This window comes from Cohnella sp. GbtcB17, assembly GCF_019091135.1.
GTDB lineage: Bacteria > Bacillota > Bacilli > Paenibacillales > Paenibacillaceae > Cohnella.
In genome coordinates this window covers 1-18,342 of sequence record NZ_JAGXJW010000092.1, presented here as the reverse complement: position 1 = coordinate 18,342, position 18,342 = coordinate 1, and the positions used below count along the sequence as shown (strand labels likewise).

The following is an 18,342-nucleotide window of genomic DNA, read 5'->3' as shown; positions in this document are numbered from 1 at the left end:
TGAACGCGCTCGCCGGTAAGGGCGTGCACGTCGTCACGGTCAACGATTATCTGGCGCAACGGGACAGTCAGATGATGGGCCAAGTTTACAATTTCCTGGGCATGACGGTAGGCTGCAACCTGCACGGTCTGTCTCATGAGGAAAAGCAGGCGGCCTACGCTTGCGATATCACATACGGCACGAACAACGAGTTCGGGTTCGACTACCTGCGCGACAACATGGTGCTGTACAAGGAGCAGATGGTTCAGCGTCCGCTCTATTACGCCATCATCGACGAAGTCGACTCGATCCTGATTGACGAGGCGCGTACGCCGCTGATCATCTCCGGCCAGGCGCAGAAGTCGACGCAGATGTATTATCAGGCGGACCGTGTGGCGAGCCGGCTGACCGAGACCGAGGACTTCACGATCGACGTGAAAATGCGGAGCATCGCGCTGACGGAGACCGGCGTGACGAAGGTGGAGCAGGCTTTTAATATCGAGAACCTGTTCGCGCACGAGCATGTGCTGATCAACCACCACGTGAACCAGGCGCTGCGCGCGCGCTTCATTATGAAGCGCGATGTCGACTACGTCGTGCAGGAAGAGGAAGTCGTCATCGTCGACGAATTCACGGGCCGTTTGATGGCCGGACGCCGTTACAGCGACGGACTGCACCAGGCGATCGAGGCGAAGGAAGGCCTGAACGTCCAGAACGAGAGCATGACGCTCGCGACGATCACGTTCCAGAACTACTTCCGGATGTATCGCAAGCTGGCCGGCATGACCGGTACGGCGAAGACGGAGGAAGAGGAGTTCAAGCGGATCTACGGCCTTGAGGTCGTGCAGATCCCGACGAACCGGACCAACATTCGCAAGGACATCCCGGATGTCGTCTACAAGACGGAGAACAGCAAGTTCCGCGCCGTCGTCGAGGAGATCGTGAAGCGTCACCAGACGGGGCAGCCGGTGCTGGTCGGTACGGTCTCGATCGAGAACTCGGAGCGCGTGTCGGAAATGCTGAAAAAGAAAGGCATCAAGCATCAGGTGCTGAACGCCAAGTACCACGCCGAGGAAGCCGAGATTATCGCGAGCGCAGGCCAACGTGGCACGGTTACGATCGCCACGAACATGGCTGGTCGCGGTACGGACATTCTGCTCGGCGAAGGCGTGCCGGATCTCGGCGGTCTGCACATTATCGGTACCGAGCGGCATGAGAGCCGCCGGATCGACAACCAGCTGCGCGGCCGCGCAGGCCGTCAGGGCGACCCGGGCTCCTCGCAGTTCTACCTGTCGATGGAGGACGAGCTCATGCGCCGCTTCGGCGCGGACAACATCATGGGCATGATGGAGCGTCTCGGCTTCGACGAAGAGTCGCCGATCGAGAGCCGCCTCATCACCCGCGCGATCGAGTCGGCGCAGAAGCGCGTCGAAGGCAGCAACTTCGACGCCCGCCGCGTCGTTCTGCAGTACGACGACGTCATCAACCTGCAGCGGGAGAAGATCTACGGCGACCGCCGCCAGATTCTCGGCGCGGAGAAGATCCGCGACGTCGTCATGCCGATGATCAAGTCGGTCGTCGAGCGCGCGGTAGACAAGCACTGTCCGGGCGACGACGTGCCGGAAGATTGGGATCTCGAGGGTCTCGCCAGCTACGCCCACGCCAACTTCCTGCCGGAAGAGCGCGTGAACAAGGACGATCTATGGGGCAAGGAAAAGGATGAGATCGTCGAGCTGCTCATGGCGCGCATCGAGGAGCTGTACAACGAACGCGAGCAGATGATCGGCGAAGAGACGATGCGCGAGTTCGAGAAGGTCGTCGTGCTCCGCGCGGTCGACAGCAAGTGGATGGACCATATCGACGCGATGGACCAGCTGCGTCAAGGTATCCACCTGCGCGCTTACGGCGGCAACGATCCGCTTCGCGAGTACCAATTCGAAGGCCACAACATGTTCCTGTCCATGATCGAGCGGATCGAAGAAGAAGTGACGCTCTACATCATGAAGGCGCAGGTCGAGAGCAACGTGAAGCGCGAAGCCGTCGCCGAAGGCCAAGCCGTCGATACGAAGGCGGAAGCGGGACCGAAGCGCCCGGCGCGTTCGCCCGAGCAGCGTGTCGGCCGCAACGACCCTTGCCCTTGCGGCAGCGGCAAGAAATACAAAATGTGCCACGGTCGCATAGACTGATCGAAGGCATGGGAGCGGTGCTCCGCCGAGCGGCCCAACCGGACCGCGCCGGGGAGCATCGCTCTTGCATGTCGGGAGAGCGGTTGCGATCGTTGAACTTTTCCCGGACCCGCAAGCCGGGCCGCATTCTACGATGAGGTGATTTTACATGGCCGTCAACGATTACACAGCCAAGCAAGACCTTCGCGAATCCGCGAAGCGACTCACGTATCTTAGGGGGTCTCTTTGACTTAGATCTCAAGCAAGAGATGATCGCGAACTTCGAGGAAAAGATGAGCGCGCCGGACTTCTGGGACGACAACGAGAAGGCGCAGGGTGTCATCTCCGAGCTGAATGCGATTAAAGGCGTCGTCGAGCAATATGCGACGCTCGCGGCTGAGCAGGAGGATCTCGAGGCGATGCAAGAGATGCTGGAGGAGGAGTCGGACGCAGACCTGGAGACCGAGTGGGTCGGCAGCGTCAAGGCGCTGTCCAAGAAGGTCGACGACTTCGAGCTGCAGCTGCTGCTCAACCAGCCGTACGACAAGTCCCATGCCATCCTCGAGCTTCACCCGGGCGCAGGCGGCACGGAGTCCCAGGACTGGGCTTCGATGCTGTACCGGATGTACACGCGCTGGGCGGAAAAGAGGGGCTTCAAGGTGGAGCTGCTTGACTATCTGCCGGGCGACGAGGCGGGGATCAAGAGTGTCACCATCATGGTCCGCGGCTACAACGCCTACGGCTACCTGAAGGCCGAGAAGGGTGTGCACCGGCTCGTGCGCATCTCGCCGTTCGACGCTTCGGGCAGACGTCATACATCGTTCGTGTCTTGCGACGTCGTGCCGGAGATTCCGGACGACATCACGATCGAGATTCGTCCCGAAGACCTGCGCGTCGACACGTACCGGGCAAGCGGCGCCGGCGGCCAGCACATCAATAAGACCGACTCGGCGATTCGACTCACTCACTTGCCGACCGGCATCGTCGTGGCCTGCCAGACCGAGCGCTCTCAGATCTCGAACCGCGACCGCGCGATGAAGATGCTCCAATCCAAGCTGTACGAAAAGAAGATCCAGGAGCAGCAGGCCGAGCTGGCCGCCATCCGCGGCGAGCAGCTAGATATCGCCTGGGGCAGCCAGATCCGTTCGTACGTGTTTCACCCGTACAGCATGGTCAAGGATCATCGTACGAGCGTAGAGACGGGCAACGTGCAGGCGGTCATGGACGGCGATATTGATCCGTTCATCGACGGCTATCTGCGCAGCCAGATCAAGACGGATCCGGCGGCGGCCGCCGAATAACCGATCGGCACGCGCTTCTTATTCGAATAAAGCATGCGGCAAGTTCCGACACTAATGGCAACGCGAGGAAACGTTTCTTCCGATCGCCGGCTCGGCTCCCTCAACAGGAACCGATGCGGGCATCCGTCCGAAGTGAACCTATCGCGCCGCCGGGTGGAGGGGCTTGCTTTTTTTGTACGTCATTACGCGTTCATTCATAAAAGAAAGTGGGCTTCCTACGATGGAACATGCAAACGAAGCGAATCGCGCGGAGCTTCCGCCTTACTCGGAGCCAAGGCCCAACAAGCGCCGTCGCAAGCCGCGCTCGCCGCTGTATCGCAATGCCGTGTCGATGACGCTGCTGCTCGTGGGCTCTTTTCTTATTGCGGTCAGCTTCAACCTGTTCTTCCTGCCGAACAACATCGCCTCCGGCGGCGTCTCCGGCATCTCGGTCATCGTCAACTACTTGACCGACATCAAGCCCGCCTACACCCAGTGGACGCTTAACATTCCGCTTTTCCTCGCGGGCCTCGCCGTCTTCGGCACTCGCTTTGGCGTCAAGACCGCCGTCGGCTCCGTCGTGCTGCCGCTGTTCGTGCTGCTCACCGCGCACTGGACGCCGCCGACGCACAACCCGCTGCTCGCCGCCATCTACGGCGGACTCGGCGTCGGGCTCGGGCTCGGCCTCGTGTTCCGCGGCCAAGCGTCCACCGGCGGCCTCGACACGGCCGCGCAGATCCTGCATCGCTTCACCGGCCTGCGCCTCGGCCTCGCGGTCGCTACGCTTGACGGCCTCGTCATCCTCTCCGCCGGCATCCTCATCGCGCCCGAAAACGCGCTCTACGCCCTCATCGGCCTGTTCGTCACGAGCAAGACGATCGACGTCGTGCAAACAGGGCTGCAGACGTCCAAAGCCGCTTTTATCGTGACAACGCAGCCGGAGAAGGTGTCGCAGGCGGTGCTCGTCGACCTGGATCGCGGTCTCACCAAGCTGCAGGGCGAGGGCGGCTACACCGGCCAGCAGCGCCCCGTGCTCATGACCGTCGTCGGCCAGAACGAAGTGACGCGACTCAAGCTGCTCGTGCAGGACGCCGACCCTGGCGCCTTCGTTATCATTACGAACGCGGCGGAGGTGCTGGGGGAGGGATTTCATGAGCCGCATCCGCCAGGCGGTCGAACCAAAGATTGACGATGGAGCGAGCGCTAACCGAACTGGGCGGGACCCGAGCATGGCCAATGCTGCTGTCGGCCAGCACGATCGTCAGCGGTTGCACTCAGTCTGCCGGGTGACTTCCGGCTGACTTCCGGCTCTCCATGAATCGGCCTTCGCACCGACGCTATTGTTCCTATTCGAGACTTATTGAGACGACGCGATGGGTAAAAAACGATTGTGCTCCTATCCAGGACGTTCTACCATGGCGATGAGTGCGAGATGGCACATTTGTTTCCAATAGAGACGTCTTGTCAGGACACGATGTTCTCGCAGGTGGATTTGGTTCTATCCAAGACTTTCGAAGACGACGCGATGGGTGAGACGACGATTTTGCTCCTATCCAGGACCTCTACCCCTGGCGATGAGTGCGAGGCCCCGCATTTGTTTCCAATAGGGACATCCTGCACCGACACTGCTCGCGTGACAGCACATTTATTCCTATCCGAGACTTTTGGCGCACAGTATGTGCCAGTCGACGTCCCCCTTCCCCGACTCGAAAAAGTATTGACGACAGACTCGAATCTTTCATTGAATAAATACTCATTCGAATGTATAATGATACACATCGACAACCGGACCCTGCGTGCCGCCGAGCCGCCGTCCGCCGCGTCCCCGCAGCGCCCACAGTGCAGCTGCATCTTACATAGCCGGGACGCGGCGGCGGGGCTTGAATTGTTTTAGACATCATCATCGCGATCCGGTACAATGGGAATAGTTTGCCATGAACGGCGGGCGCGCGCCCAATCGCGCTAGTGCGTCCCATTCCTTTATAGAGCAAGGAGTGTATCTAAATGCCATCATCCTTATCTTCATCCTCGGCGCAGCCCCAAGTGCGCGCCGCCATCGTCGGCTCCACCGGCTACGGCGGCGTCGAGCTGATCCGCTTGCTGGCCGCCCATCCTTACGTGACGGTCACGTCCGTCATCTCCTCGTCTAATGCGGGCGAGCCGTTCGCGGCCGGTTATCCGCATCTGACGGAGATCCGCACGGACATCCTGGACGCCGTCGATCCCGAGCTGATCGCGGGCAAGGCCGACGTTGTTTTCTTCGCGACGCCCCATGGCGTCAGCACGAAGCTGGCGAGCCAGTTTCTCGCGGCGGGACTCAAGGTCATCGACCTGTCCGGCGACTTCCGGCTTAAGAGCCGGGACAGCTACGCTCAGTGGTACAAAAAAGAAGCGCCGCAGCAAGACGAACTCGAGCGCGCGGTGTTCGGCATGAGCGAGCTGTTCGGCGATGAAGTGCGCGGCGCGGACTTCGTCACCAATCCGGGCTGCTTCCCGACGGCGACGACGCTTGGCCTGTATCCGGCGGTCAAAGCCGGCTGGATCGACCCGGACAGCATCATCGTCGATGCCAAGACCGGCGTGTCGGGCTCGGGCCGGGGCCTCAACATGGCCGCCCACTTTTCCGAAGTCAACGAGAACTTCAAGGCTTACAAAGTCCATCAGCACCAGCACACGCCGGAGATCGAGCAGACGCTGGCGCGCGCGGCGGGCGCTCCGGTGACCGTGTCTTTCACGTCGCATCTCGTGCCGATGACGCGCGGGATCATGAGCACGATGTACGCGAGCCTGACGGACAAGAGCCGCACGACGGCCGATTTCCGCGAGCTGTACAATCAGTTCTACGAGGGCCGGCCCTTCGTGCGCGTGCGTCCGGAGGGGACGTACCCGTCGACCAAAGAAGTGTACGGCTCGAACTACTGCGACATCGGCGTGCTCGTCGACGAGCGGACGGGGCGCCTGACGGTCATCTCCGTCATCGACAACCTCGTCAAGGGCGCGTCGGGCCAGGCGATTCAGAACTTGAACTTGATGATGGGCTGGGACGAGACGACGGGTCTGACGTTCCTGCCGGTCTATCCATAACGGACGGGGGAACGGGAGCGACATGGGGAAGAGCTATCTCATCGTGCCGGACGGCGGCGTGACGACGCCCAAGGGCTTCAAGGCGGGCGGACTGCACTGCGGTCTGAAAAAAACGGAGCGCAACGATCTCGGCGCGATCGTCAGCGAGGTGCCGGCAGCGGCTGCGGCGGTGTATACGACCAATTTGTTTCAGGCGGCACCGCTGCAGGTGACGCGCGAGAGCCTGGCGGAAGAAGGCCTGCTGACCGCAGTGCTCGTCAATAGCGGCAATGCCAACGCCTGCACCGGCGCCCAAGGCGAAGCCGACGCATACGCGATGCGCGCGCAGATCGCCGAGGCGCTCGGCGTGGCGAAGCATCAGGTCGCCGTCGCCTCGACCGGCGTCATCGGCGAGCCGCTCAAGATGGATCGCGTCAGCGCGGGCATCGAGCGGCTTCCTGAAGCCTTGAAGGGCGACGCGGCCGGCTCCGACGACTTTTGCCAGGCGATTTTGACGACCGACCTGGTCAAGAAGACCGCCTGCGTGCGCGTCGTCGTGGACGGCGCCGAGGTCACGATCGCCGGCGCCGCCAAAGGCTCCGGCATGATCCACCCGAACATGGCTACGATGCTCGGCTTCGTCACGACGGATGCAGCCATCGGCGCCCCGGCGCTGCAAACGCTGCTGCGCGACATCACCAACCTGACGTTTAACATGATCACCGTCGATGGCGACACCAGCACTAACGACATGCTCGTCGCGATGGCCAACGGCCTCGCGGGCAACGCCGAGCTGACGCCGGCGCAACCGGACTGGGCGGCGTTCGCCGAAGGGCTGCGCTACGTGTGCGAGGAGCTGGCCAAGGCGATCGCGCGCGACGGCGAAGGCGCGACCAAGTTGATCGAGACGACGGTCGCAGGTGCGGCCAGCGACGCGGACGCGCAGGCGATCGCCAAGACGATCATCGGCTCGAGCCTTGTGAAGTCGGCAGCATTCGGCGCGGACGCTAACTGGGGCCGCATCATCGCAGCGGCAGGCCGCGCAGGCGTGCCGCTTAACGTGAACACGGTCGACGTGCGGCTCGGCGACATTCTCGTGCTGGAGCAGTCCCGCCCGATCGTGTTCGACGAGGACGCAGCGCTTGTCTACCTGAAGGGCGACACGGTCGCAATCCGCGTCGACCTGCACATGGGCAGCGGCAAGGCGCTCGCTTGGGGCTGCGACCTTACTTACGATTACGTGCGGATTAACGCCGCTTACCGGACTTAAGGGGGGCGACGACAACGATGGCATTCGTCATGAAATGCGGCGGCAGCACGCTCGCCGCGCTGCCGGACGCGTTCTTCGAGGATCTGCGCGACCTGCAGGAGAGCGGGGCGCAGCCGGTTATCGTGCACGGCGGCGGCCCGGCGATCAACGAGACGCTCGGCCAGCTTGGCATCGAGAGCCGCTTCGAAGGCGGCTTGCGCGTGACCGACGAGCCGACGCTCGAGGTCGTCGAGATGGTGCTCGCCGGACGCATCAACAAGCAGATCGTGCGGCGGCTGCAGCAGAGCGGCGCGAAGGCGCTCGGCCTGTCGGGCACCGACGGGCAGCTAATCGAGGCCAGGCCCGTGGCGAACGCGGACGTCGTCGGTCTCGTCGGCGACGTGACCGGCGTCAACGCCGAGCTGATCCAGGGCATCGTGGCGCTCGGCTACCTGCCCGTCATCGCGCCGATCGGCATTGACGCTGCCGGTCAGCGCTACAACATTAACGCGGACACCGCCGCAGGCGCCGTGGCCTCGCATCTGGGCGTCGCTACGATGATCGTCGTGACCGACGTGCCAGGCATCATGCGGACGGTGGACGGCGAGAAGCGGGTGCTGCCGCAGGTCACCTTCGCGCAGATCGAAGAGATGATCGCGAGCGGCGAGATTTACGGCGGCATGATCCCGAAGGTGCGGGCCGCGATGGCCTGCCTGACCGGCGACGTGCGCGAGGTGCTCATCGTCGACGGCGCCGCGCCGCGGGTGCTGAGCCGGGCGGTTAACGAGGGCAACCTCGGCACCCGCATCGTACGCGAATAATTTATCCAACGAAGGAGTGGAAAACATGAGCAGCTTGTTCCCGACCTACGCACGCTATCCGATCGCCATCGTCAAGGGCAAAGGCAGCCGCCTGTGGGACGATCAAGGCAAGGAGTATCTCGACTTTATGGGCGGTCTGGCCGTCACCAGTCTGGGCCATGTGCCGGACGAGGTGAAGGATGCGCTCGTGGCGCAGCTCGGGGAGCTGTGGCATGCGTCCAACCTTTTCGTCAATCCGTTCCAGGAAAAAGCGGCGAAGCTGCTGACCGACAACAGTTGCGCCGACGCCGTCTTCTTCTGCAACAGCGGCGCCGAAGCGAACGAGGCCGCGATCAAGCTGGCCCGCCGCTATCACCAGAAGGTGCTGGGCAACGATCGCTATGAAGTGATCACGTTTACGCAGTCGTTTCACGGGCGTACGCTCGCGACGCTGACCGCGACCGGGCAAGACAAGGTCAAGGAAGGTTTCCTGCCGCTGCCTGAAGGCTTCGTCCACGTGCCGCTGCACGATCTGCCGGCACTGGAAGCGGCGATCACGGACCGTACGGCCGCGATCATGCTCGAGCTCGTGCAGGCCGAGGGCGGCGTCATCGTCGTCGAGCCCGAGTTTCTGCGCGGCGTCCGCGAGCTGTGCGATCGTCACGGTCTGCTGCTCATCCTGGACGAAGTCCAGACGGGCATGGGCCGTACCGGCAAGCTGTTCGCGTATCAGCACTACGACGTAGAGCCCGACATCTTCACACTGGCCAAGGGCATCGGCAGCGGCTTCCCGGTCGGCGCGATGCTCGGCAAGGAGAAGCTGATTCCGGCCTTCACGCCCGGCTCGCACGCCACGACGTTCGGCGGCACGCCGATCGCTTCGACGGTCGTGACCGCCACGATCGAGTCGATGCTGAAGCAGGACGCGCCGGCGCGCGCGGCCGCTTCGGGCGAGTACTTGATCGCGAAGCTGAGCGACAAGCTGCTGGATCTGCCGGTCGTCACCGAGGTTCGCGGCCGCGGCCTGCTCATCGGCATCCAGTGCACCGAGCCGGTCGCCGATTGGATCGGCGAGCTGCAGAAGCGCGGCCTGCTCGTCGTCCCGGCGGGACCGACGGTCATCCGCCTGCTGCCGAGCCTGCTCGTGTCGCGCGAGGATATCGACCGCGCGGTCGACCTGATCGCCGCCGTGCTGACCGAAGCGGCCGCAGCGAAGGCCTCGAACTAATCGCGCCTTAGCCGGCTGCGCGCTCGAACGCGGCCGGTCGGCGTTTCGCCAACACTTTCTCTAACGCGGGGTCTATGCGCCCCTTTTCATACCAAGGAGGTATCGCCATGCCTAACCCGGCCGCAAACGCCGAAGAACTCGCCCAAGGCCTCAAAGGGCGGGATTTCCTGGGGCTCGTCGATTACCAGCCTGACGAGATCCGTTATCTGATCGACCTCGCCATCGAGCTCAAGCGCAAGCAGAAGAGCGGCGAAGTGTACCAGCCCCTCAAGGGCAAGACGCTCGGCATGATCTTCGAAAAATCGTCCACCCGCACGCGCGTGTCGTTCGAAGTGGGCATGTTCCAGCTCGGTGGCCACGGCCTGTTCCTGAGCAAGAACGACATTCAAATGGGCCGCGGCGAGACGATCCGCGATACCGCGCAGACGCTGTCGCGTTATCTGGACGGCATCATCATCCGTACGTTCGGCCATCGCAACGTGGTCGAGCTGGCCCGCGGCGCTACGATCCCGGTCATCAACGCGCTGTCCGACCAGTCGCATCCGTGCCAGGCGCTCGCCGACTATCAGACGATCCTCGAGCACAAGGGCAAACTGGAAGGCCTCAAGGTCGCCTACATCGGCGACGGCAACAACATGGTGCATTCGCTCATGATCGGCGCGAGCAAGCTCGGCATTCACTTTGCCAGCGCGTCGCCGGAAGGCTACGAGCCGGATGCGAACCAGGTGAAGCTGGCGCGCGAGTTCGCCGAGCAGTCGGGCTCCCGGGTCGACATCGTGCGCGACGCGCGCGAGGCGGTCGAGGGCGCAGACATCATATACACCGACGTGTGGGCGAGCATGGGCTTCGAGGCCGAGCAGCAGGAGCGCGAGCGCGCGTTCAAGAACTACCAGGTCAACGAGGAATTGGCCAAGCATGCCAAGTCCGACTACCTGTTCATGCACTGCCTGCCGGCGCACCGCGGCGAGGAAGTGAGCGAGGGCGTTATCGACGGCCCGCACTCCATTATCTTCGACGAGGCGGAGAACCGCCTGCACGCGCAAAAGGCCGTCATGGCCGCGATTATGTAAGCTGCCGCCTTCCGCATAACCGCGGTTCCGGCGATCCGACGCGCCTGCCGCGCCGCATCCATTTTTCCAATAGAGGAGCGTTCATCCCTACCATGGCAAAAGAAAAAATCGTGCTCGCCTACTCCGGCGGCCTTGATACCTCCGTTATCCTCACGTGGCTGAAGGAGACGTACGACGCAGAGATCATCACCTTCACGGCCGACATCGGCCAGAAGGAAGAGCTGGACGGCCTGGAGGAAAAAGCGATCAAGACCGGCGCCTCCAAGGTGTACATCGACGACCTGCAGGACGAGTTCGCCAAGGACTTCATCTACCCGATGTTCCAGGCCGGCGCGCTCTATGAAGGCCAGTACCTGCTCGGCACCTCGATCGCGCGTCCGCTTATCGCCAAGCGCATGGTCGAGATCGCCCGCGCCGAAGGCGCCACCGCCATCGCGCACGGCGCGACCGGCAAGGGCAACGACCAGGTCCGCTTCGAGCTGACTGCGGCCGCGCTTGCGCCCGACATCAAGGTGATCGCGCCGTGGCGCGATGAGGCGTTCCGCGAAGCGTTTCCGGGCCGCGCCGAGATGATCGCCTACGCCGAGAAGCACGGCATCAACGTGCAGGCGTCCGCCGCCAAGCCGTACTCGATGGACCGCAACCTGCTGCACATCTCCTTCGAGAGCGGCATGCTCGAGGATCCGTGGTTCGACTCCAGCGCAGACGACGTGCAGGACATGTACGTGCTGAGCGTGTCGCCGGAGAAGGCGCCGGACCAGGCGGAGTACGTCGAGCTCGACTTCGAAGCGGGCAACGTCGTCGCCATTAACGGCGAGAAGCTGTCCCCGCTCGAAGTGATGAACAAGCTCAACGAGCTGGGCGGCAAACACGGCATCGGCCGCGTCGACATGGTCGAGAACCGCTTCGTCGGCATGAAGTCCCGCGGCGTGTACGAGACGCCGGGCGGCAGCATTCTTTTCACCGCGCACCGCAAGATGGAGTCGCTCACGATGGACCGCGACGTCATGCACCTGCGCGATTCGCTTATCGCGAAGTACAGCACGCTCGTGTACAACGGCTTCTGGTTCGCGCCGGAGCGTCTGGCGATCCAGGCGCTCGTAAACGAAAGCCAGAAGAATGTCACCGGCACCGTGCGCCTCAAGCTGTACAAGGGCAACATTCTGGCCGCCGGCCTGAAGAGCCCGGTCAGCCTGTACAACCCGCACATCGCCACGATGGAAGCCGACCCGACTCAGGCGTACGACCAAGGCGACGCAACCGGCTTCATTCGCCTGAACGCGCTTCGTCTGAAGGTGTCGTCCGGCGTGAACGGCGCTTCGGGCGTTTAAGTAGCCGCCGGCGGCAGAGAGATGAATAAGGATGCCGTGCATCCTTATTCGCTCGAAATCCTCCGGTCGCCGGTAAATAGCGATGCCGCATATCGTTATTTGCTCGGAAACGCTTCGCGGGGATTGGATAAGGATGCCGCATATCGTTCATTTGCGTAAAATCCGGCATGTTGAGCGGATAAGGATGTCGCGTAACGTTATTTGTCCGACTCGCCGGGTTGGCGAGCAAATAACGGTGTCGCGCATCCTTATTTGCCGAATAGAGAGGGGCTAACTAGCGTCATGAGCAAGCTGTGGGGCGGCCGGTTCACGAAGAAGACCGACCAGCTGGTAGAGGAATATACGGCGTCGATTACGTTTGACAAGGAGCTGGCCGAGGAGGATATCCAGGGCAGCCTCGCGCACGTGACGATGCTGGGACGCTGCGGCATTCTGCCGCAGGAGGATGTCGAGACGATCAAGGCGGGCCTGCTGAAGGTGCAGCAGCGCATCCGCAGCGGGGAGCAGCAGTTCCTGATCGCGGACGAAGACATTCATATGAACATCGAGAAGGCGCTGATCGAGGAGATCGGTCCCGTCGGCGGCAAGCTGCACACCGGCCGCAGCCGCAACGACCAGGTCGCGACCGACATGCACCTGTACCTGCGCAAGCGCGTTGTCGAATTTGTCGGCCTGCTGTCCAAGCTGCAGGAAGCGCTGATCGGCCAGGCCAAGGCCAACCTCGATACGATCGTGCCGGGCTATACGCATCTGCAGCGCGCGCAGCCGATCCTGTTCGCCCATCATCTGATGGCGTACGTGTCCATGTTCGGCCGCGACATCGAGCGCCTGCAGGACAGCTACAAGCGTATCGACGCGCTGCCGCTCGGCGCGGGCGCGCTCGCGGGCACGACGTTTGCGATCGACCGTCTGTACACGGCGGAGCTGCTGAACTTCGGCCGCGTCTACGAGAACAGCCTCGACGCCGTCAGCGACCGCGACTTTATCGTCGAGTTCCTGGCCGGCGCGTCGCTCATCATGACGCATCTGTCGCGTCTGAGCGAGGAGCTCATTCTCTGGTCGAGCACGGAGTTCCAGTTCGTCGAGCTGGACGACGCGTTTTGCACAGGTTCGAGCATTATGCCGCAGAAGAAAAACCCCGACGTGCCCGAGCTCGTACGGGGCAAGACGGGCCGCGTGTACGGCAACCTCGTCGGCCTGCTGACCGTGCTGAAGTCGCTGCCGCTCGCGTACAACAAGGACATGCAGGAAGACAAGGAAGGCATGTTCGACACCGTGAAGACGCTGCAGGGCGCGCTCCAGCTGTTCGCCCCGATGATCGCGACGATGAAGGTGCGCAAGGACAAGATGCGCCGCGCCGTCGACCAGGACTTTTCCAATGCGACCGACATCGCCGACTTCCTCGTGAACAAGGGGCTGCCGTTCCGCCAGGCGCACGAGGTCATCGGCAAAACGGTCCTGTACTGCATCCAGCAAAACAAGTTCCTGCTAGACCTGACGCTCGACGAGTTCAAGCAGTTCTCCGAGCTGTTCGACGAGCGCATCTACGAGACGCTGAAGCCGGAGACGGTCGTCGCCGCGCGCAACGTCTACGGCGGCACCGCCGCCAACCAGGTGAGCGAAGCGATCGGCCGCGCCGAGACTGCGCTAGCGCAGACGCAGGCCTGGACCGAGGAATACGACGCGAAAAGCCGCTAAGTTGACATAACGAAACGGCGCGCCATCTACAACCGACACGACCGGCCCCATAGGGAGGCCGGTTTTTTTGTTGTATTTGTGAGGTGGCATCCCTACACCCCGAGCTTCCCCCGCATAAAGTCGATAAAGGCGGCCGCCTGACGGACGGGGATATCCTCTTTACGGTAAACGAGGCAAATCCGGCGGACGCTGACCTTGCCCGGCAGCTCCCGCAGCACGAGCTCGCCGGACAGCTCCTCCCGGCGCGCGCTGCGCCGCGGCAGAATGCCGATTCCCATGCCGTGCTTGACGGCTTCCTTAATCGTCTCGATCGCGCCGAGCTCCATCCGGATTTGCCAGTTCAAGCCGTTATCCGCCGCCCATCTCTCGGACAGCCTGCGCGAGGTCGAGCCGCCCTCGTGCACGAGGAACGACTGGCCCTGCAGGTCCTCGATCCCGATCTTCCCCGAGGCCAGCGGGTGAAAGGGCGCGAACGCCAGCGTGAGCGGATCTTCGCCGAGCGGGATGACGTTGAGCTCGGGGTAGGGCTCCTCGGACAGCGAGACGACGGCGACGTCGATCTCGAAGCTCTCGAGCAGGGCGAGCGCGTCTCCGGCCTGCTTGACCGTCAGCGTTGGCAGCGCCAGCGGGTACTGCATCTGGAATTCCGCCAGATAAGCGGGCAGGAAGTAGGTGGCCGGCGTATAGCTGGCCCCGATCTTCAGCCTGCCGCGGCCTTGCTCGCGGTAGTCGGCCATCAGCTGCGAGGCTTCGTCGAGCAGCGCCGAGATTTTGGCGGCATAGGGGAGCAGCGCCTCGCCCGCATCGGTCAGGCGCACGCGACCGGCCTGCTTGCGGAACAGCGAGATGCCTGCCGACTGCTCCAGCTTTTGCAGGTGAAAGGTGACGGTCGGCTGCTTCAAGCCGAGCGCGGCGGCGACCTCCGTCAGGCTGCGTCCATCCGCGGCTTGCATGAAAACACGCAGTTGTTGGGGATTCATGGAACGTTCGCCCTCTTTTATCGTCGTCAAATACATGCTACAGCAAATATAGATTCTATCTATGATTTTATCAATACACATAGATAATATTTAACTTCGATTTGTTATCCGCTTTACGTCATGCTGACAAACCCCCTTTAAAGTGAAGGTATCACGAACGATTACGAGGGGGATATCGAAAAATGAATCTCACGCAGCACCGCAAGCTCGCAGCATTGGCGCTCGTCGGCCTGTCCTTGACCGCAGCAGGCTGCGGCAACGCGAACAACAACAACGCGGGCGCCGCGGCGGCCACGGCTTCCGACACTGCCGCGCCGTCAAGCGCCTCGGCATCGCCATCCGAGACCGCAGCCGCAGCGTCTTCCGAGAGCGCGAGCGCATCGACGCCGGCCGGCAACGGCGAGACGCTGACGGTCTACCTCAATGATTTCGACGACATCGTCAAGCCGATGTTCGAAGCGCAAACCGGCTACAAGCTCAACATCGTCAGCGGCAACGGCGCCGAGATCATGTCCCGCATCGAAGCCGAGAAGGGCAATCCGCACTGGGACGTCGTCTGGATGGACGCGATGCCTTCGATCGAAGGGCTGGGCAAGGCAGGACAGCTGCTGGAGGGCTGGGAGCCGACTGCCGCGGCAGGCCTCACGGACTTCGCCAAGGCATTCGTGCCTGCGAACAAGGCATATTACCCGACCGGCGCGCATGCAGCAGGCGTCATCGTCTACAACACGAAGTCGTTTAGCGCGGCCGAAGCGCCGAAGAGCTGGGCAGATCTCGCCGACGCGAAGTACAAGGGCACAGTCGGCATGGCAGACCCTGCGGTAGCGGCGCCCGCTTATCCGTTCGTATCGTGGTTTTTCAAGGACAAAGGGATCGAAGGCGGCCAGGCTTACTTTGACGGCGTGCTGAAAAACGGCGCGCACGTCTACCCGAAAAACCCGAATGTCGCCAAGGCGCTCACGGGCGGCGAGATCAAGGTCGCGGCGCTGCAGGAGAGCAACGCGTACACGCTGAAAAACGACGGCGAGCCGATCGAGATCGTCTGGCCGGAAGAGGGCGCGCCGGCTTCGGTACGCGTAGCGGCGATCCAGAAGAACAGCCAGCATCAGGATGCAGCGAAGGCGTTCGTTGAGTTTCTGCTCGATCCGAAGACGCAGCAGGCGCTGATTGACCAAGGCGACGAGAGCTATTTCGAGCCGAGCGTCGCGGGCGTGACGATGAAAGCGGATCGCGCGCCAAACGCCAAACTCGTCGCGGCGGACGCATCGTGGGCATCGGAGCATGAAGCGGAGATCAAGCAGTGGTTCGCCGATCGCTCGGTGAAATAAAATGCGCTTTACGATTTTCGCTCACGGAAGCAGGACGGGCTGGCTGGTGCTGGCCCTTCTTGTTTTGTTGATCATGCTGCCGCTTGCCGCGGTCGTCATTCAAGTGCTGCTGCCCGGCTTCTTCTTCGGCAGCCGCCGGATCGGCGACCTCTCTCTGCTGGGCGAGATGTTCCGCCGTCCGCTCTGGTATCTCTCGCTCAAAAACACGCTCGTCCTCGGCCTTGGCACGACGGCGCTCGGAACCGCGATCGGCGCGGCGCTCGCTACCGCGCGATCCCGCTGGTCGTTCCCGGGCGCGCGGCTGCTCGACGGCGCGGTATGGCTGCTGATCGTGACGCCGTCCTTTATCCTCGCGCAAGGCTGGGTCATGTTCGCCTCGTCGGACGGCCTCGCGGCATCCTGGTTCGGCTGGCGCTGGGTTCACGATGCCGTCTTTACGCCCGCGGGCCTGATCGCGGTCATGTCCTTGAGCAAATTTCCGTTCGCTTATCTGGCCGTCTATTCCGCGCTGGAGTGGAAAATGGAACGCCTGGGCGAAGCCGGCCGCCTGAACGGCGGCAGCGCCTGGACCGTCTGGCGCACAATCGAGGCGCCGCTGCTGTTGCCCGCCTATTGCTCGGGGGCGCTGCTCGTCTTTATGGACACCGTCGGCGACTTCGGCCTGCCGGCTTCGATCGCGGCCGTTTTCCGCTTTCCGACGCTGCCGTATTCGATTTACTCGGCGCTGTATACATCGCCGATCCGGTTCGATATGGCCGGCGTGCTGTCGTTCTATCTCGTCGTGCTGATCGCGCTGGCGATGAGCGTGCAGTTCTGGGCGCTGCGCCGGGCGCGCTTCGACTTCCTCGGCGGCCGGGCGACGCGGGCCAAGGCCGAGCGGCCGCGCAGGGGCGCCTTGCTGCTGGCGGTCGGCAATCTCCTCCTGCTGGCGATCGCGGTCGGCATTCCGTTAGGCGCCAACCTGCTGACGTCATTCACCCGCCCCGGCCAAGCCGGCGGCTCGGCGTTCACGCTGGACCATTATCGGGAGCTGTTCGTGTCGGGCGGGCAGTTGACGGATGCGCTGCTGCATTCGCTCTCGATCGCGGCGTTCGCCGCCATCGTCGGCCTGTTCGTCGGGCTGCTCGTCGCCTACGTGCTCACCTATTCGAGGTTCAAGCTAAAGCGGGCGATCGACATCATCTCGCTTATCTCGCTGGCGGTTCCGGGCGTCGTGCTCGGCATCGGCTATATCTTCATCTGGAACCAAGCCTGGCTCGAGCGGATTGGGCTGCTGCTCTACGGCAAGCCGGCCATCCTCGTGCTCGCCGGCGTCGCCGGCGCCATTCCCGTCATCACCCGGATCGTGACAGGGGCGATGGCCAAGGTGCCGCAGGGGCTGCTGTCGGCGGCGCAAATGCAGGGCGCTTCTTTTTCGCGCAGAGTGCGGACGATTCTGCTGCCGCTGCTGCGTGGCGCGCTGCTTTCCGCCGCGCTGGCGGCGTTCGGGGCGAGCGTCTTCGATCTGGCGATGACCTCGATTCTGTTTCCACCCAACTTTATGACATTGCCCGTTGTCATCAACAAAGCATTCGAGGACCTGAACTTCGGCTACGCCGCCGCCGCGACTCTAACTGGAGGCACCGCCGTTGTCGCACTCATCCTCATCATGGAGCGATTGTTCAAGCCGAAGGAAGCAAGGAGGCCAAGCCGTTGAATCCAATCCTAGAGATCCGTCAGCTTCACAAGTCCTACGGGGGCCAGCCTGCGCTTCGGGGCATCGACTTCAGCGTCTCCCGCGGGCAGATCATCAGCGTGCTTGGCCCGTCCGCCTGCGGCAAGTCCACGCTGCTTCAGCTCATCGCCGGCCTGCAGCAGCCCGACGGGGGCGAGGTGCGGCTGCGCGGCGAGGCCGTGTCCACGGCTTCGAAGCTCGTGCCGCCCGAGAAGCGGGGCATCAACATGGTGTTCCAGGATTACGGGCTATGGCCGCATTTGAGCGTGTACGACAACATTTCGTATGGGTTAAAAAGAAAGAAGGCGGCGTCCGCTGACATTCGAGCCAAGGTCGGGGAGCTGCTGCGTCTGCTGCATTTGGAGCCATTCCAAGGACGCCTGCCCGCACAGCTGTCCGGCGGACAGCAGCAGCGTGAGGCGGTCGCGCGCGCCCTGGCGGCGCAGCCGGCGCTGCT

14 protein-coding genes are annotated in these 18,342 nt (G+C 62.8%); 13 read left to right on the top strand and 1 reads right to left on the bottom strand.

The features are described from left to right. From secA to argH, 10 genes are all read left to right on the top strand, one after another. On the top strand, positions 1-2,165 hold a 2,165-nt coding region (secA, locus tag KVT38_RS31355; RefSeq protein WP_217597692.1), incomplete at its 5' end, for a preprotein translocase subunit SecA. Between the two features lie 148 nt (positions 2,166-2,313). Then, positions 2,314-3,445, top strand: a protein-coding gene (gene prfB, locus KVT38_RS31350; protein WP_217597691.1) for a peptide chain release factor 2 whose coding sequence is annotated in 2 segments (ribosomal slippage) — positions 2,314-2,391 and positions 2,393-3,445 — 1,131 coding nt in all. Because the reading frame shifts where the segments join, the coding sequence is not laid out codon by codon here. 220 nt (positions 3,446-3,665) lie between these two features. After that, positions 3,666-4,613 carry a YitT family protein gene (locus KVT38_RS31345; RefSeq protein WP_217597690.1) on the top strand — a complete coding sequence of 316 codons (948 nt, stop codon included), beginning with the start codon at positions 3,666-3,668 and terminating at the stop codon, positions 4,611-4,613. 815 nt (positions 4,614-5,428) lie between these two features. Beyond that, on the top strand, positions 5,429-6,508 hold the full coding sequence (gene argC, locus KVT38_RS31340) for an N-acetyl-gamma-glutamyl-phosphate reductase (RefSeq protein WP_217597689.1): 1,080 nt from the start codon (positions 5,429-5,431) through the stop codon (positions 6,506-6,508). A 22-nt stretch (positions 6,509-6,530) separates the two neighbouring features. After that, entirely contained in the window at positions 6,531-7,757 is a 1,227-nt protein-coding gene (gene argJ, locus KVT38_RS31335; RefSeq protein WP_217597688.1) for a bifunctional glutamate N-acetyltransferase/amino-acid acetyltransferase ArgJ, read from the top strand. Between the two features lie 17 nt (positions 7,758-7,774). Continuing rightward, positions 7,775-8,557: an acetylglutamate kinase gene (gene argB / locus KVT38_RS31330; RefSeq protein ID WP_217597687.1), complete on the top strand. Its 783-nt coding sequence runs from the start codon at positions 7,775-7,777 to the stop codon at positions 8,555-8,557. A 25-nt stretch (positions 8,558-8,582) separates the two neighbouring features. Further along, the gene (locus tag KVT38_RS31325; protein ID WP_217597686.1) at positions 8,583-9,764 is read left to right on the top strand and encodes an acetylornithine transaminase; all 1,182 of its coding nucleotides are present in this window, start codon (positions 8,583-8,585) and stop codon (positions 9,762-9,764) included. A 107-nt stretch (positions 9,765-9,871) separates the two neighbouring features. Continuing rightward, positions 9,872-10,834, top strand: coding sequence for an ornithine carbamoyltransferase (gene argF, locus KVT38_RS31320; protein ID WP_217597685.1), 963 nt, complete (start codon positions 9,872-9,874; stop codon positions 10,832-10,834). Positions 10,835-10,926: 92 nt separating this feature from the next. Then, positions 10,927-12,165, top strand: a complete 1,239-nt coding sequence (locus tag KVT38_RS31315; RefSeq protein ID WP_217597684.1) for an argininosuccinate synthase — start codon at positions 10,927-10,929, stop codon at positions 12,163-12,165. A gap of 282 nt (positions 12,166-12,447) precedes the next feature. Continuing rightward, positions 12,448-13,863: an argininosuccinate lyase gene (gene argH, locus KVT38_RS31310; RefSeq protein WP_217597683.1), complete on the top strand. Its 1,416-nt coding sequence runs from the start codon at positions 12,448-12,450 to the stop codon at positions 13,861-13,863. Positions 13,864-13,955: 92 nt separating this feature from the next. On the opposite strand, the gene KVT38_RS31305 is transcribed toward argH, so the two are convergent. Beyond that, positions 13,956-14,843 carry a LysR family transcriptional regulator gene (locus KVT38_RS31305; protein ID WP_217597682.1) on the bottom strand — a complete coding sequence of 296 codons (888 nt, stop codon included), beginning with the start codon at positions 14,841-14,843 and terminating at the stop codon, positions 13,956-13,958. Between the two features lie 182 nt (positions 14,844-15,025). On the opposite strand from KVT38_RS31305, the gene KVT38_RS31300 reads away from it, so the two are divergent. The 3 genes from KVT38_RS31300 to KVT38_RS31290 form a co-directional block, all read left to right on the top strand. Further along, a complete protein-coding gene (locus KVT38_RS31300; protein ID WP_217597681.1) occupies positions 15,026-16,171 on the top strand; it encodes an ABC transporter substrate-binding protein in 1,146 nt (381 codons plus the stop codon). Between the two features lies 1 nt (position 16,172). Beyond that, complete coding sequence (locus tag KVT38_RS31295) at positions 16,173-17,867, top strand: ABC transporter permease (RefSeq protein ID WP_217597680.1); 1,695 nt, start codon at positions 16,173-16,175, stop codon at positions 17,865-17,867. After that, positions 17,864-18,342 (top strand): ABC transporter ATP-binding protein (locus KVT38_RS31290; RefSeq protein WP_217597679.1); only part of this gene is annotated, 479 nt, incomplete at its 3' end. The genes KVT38_RS31295 and KVT38_RS31290, both read left to right, overlap by 4 nt.

What these genes read in the sequence shown, in the direction of transcription:
- KVT38_RS31345 (WP_217597690.1), top strand. Translation starts at nt 3,666, where the DNA reads ATGGAACATGCAAACGAAGCGAATCGCGCGGAGCTTCCGCCTTACTCG.
- argC (WP_217597689.1), top strand. Translation starts at nt 5,429, where the DNA reads ATGCCATCATCCTTATCTTCATCCTCGGCGCAGCCCCAAGTGCGCGCC.
- argJ (WP_217597688.1), top strand. Translation starts at nt 6,531, where the DNA reads ATGGGGAAGAGCTATCTCATCGTGCCGGACGGCGGCGTGACGACGCCC.
- argB (WP_217597687.1), top strand. Translation starts at nt 7,775, where the DNA reads ATGGCATTCGTCATGAAATGCGGCGGCAGCACGCTCGCCGCGCTGCCG.
- KVT38_RS31325 (WP_217597686.1), top strand. Translation starts at nt 8,583, where the DNA reads ATGAGCAGCTTGTTCCCGACCTACGCACGCTATCCGATCGCCATCGTC.
- argF (WP_217597685.1), top strand. Translation starts at nt 9,872, where the DNA reads ATGCCTAACCCGGCCGCAAACGCCGAAGAACTCGCCCAAGGCCTCAAA.
- KVT38_RS31315 (WP_217597684.1), top strand. Translation starts at nt 10,927, where the DNA reads ATGGCAAAAGAAAAAATCGTGCTCGCCTACTCCGGCGGCCTTGATACC.
- argH (WP_217597683.1), top strand. Translation starts at nt 12,448, where the DNA reads ATGAGCAAGCTGTGGGGCGGCCGGTTCACGAAGAAGACCGACCAGCTG.
- KVT38_RS31305 (WP_217597682.1), bottom strand. Translation starts at nt 14,843, where the DNA reads ATGAATCCCCAACAACTGCGTGTTTTCATGCAAGCCGCGGATGGACGC.
- KVT38_RS31300 (WP_217597681.1), top strand. Translation starts at nt 15,026, where the DNA reads ATGAATCTCACGCAGCACCGCAAGCTCGCAGCATTGGCGCTCGTCGGC.
- KVT38_RS31295 (WP_217597680.1), top strand. Translation starts at nt 16,173, where the DNA reads ATGCGCTTTACGATTTTCGCTCACGGAAGCAGGACGGGCTGGCTGGTG.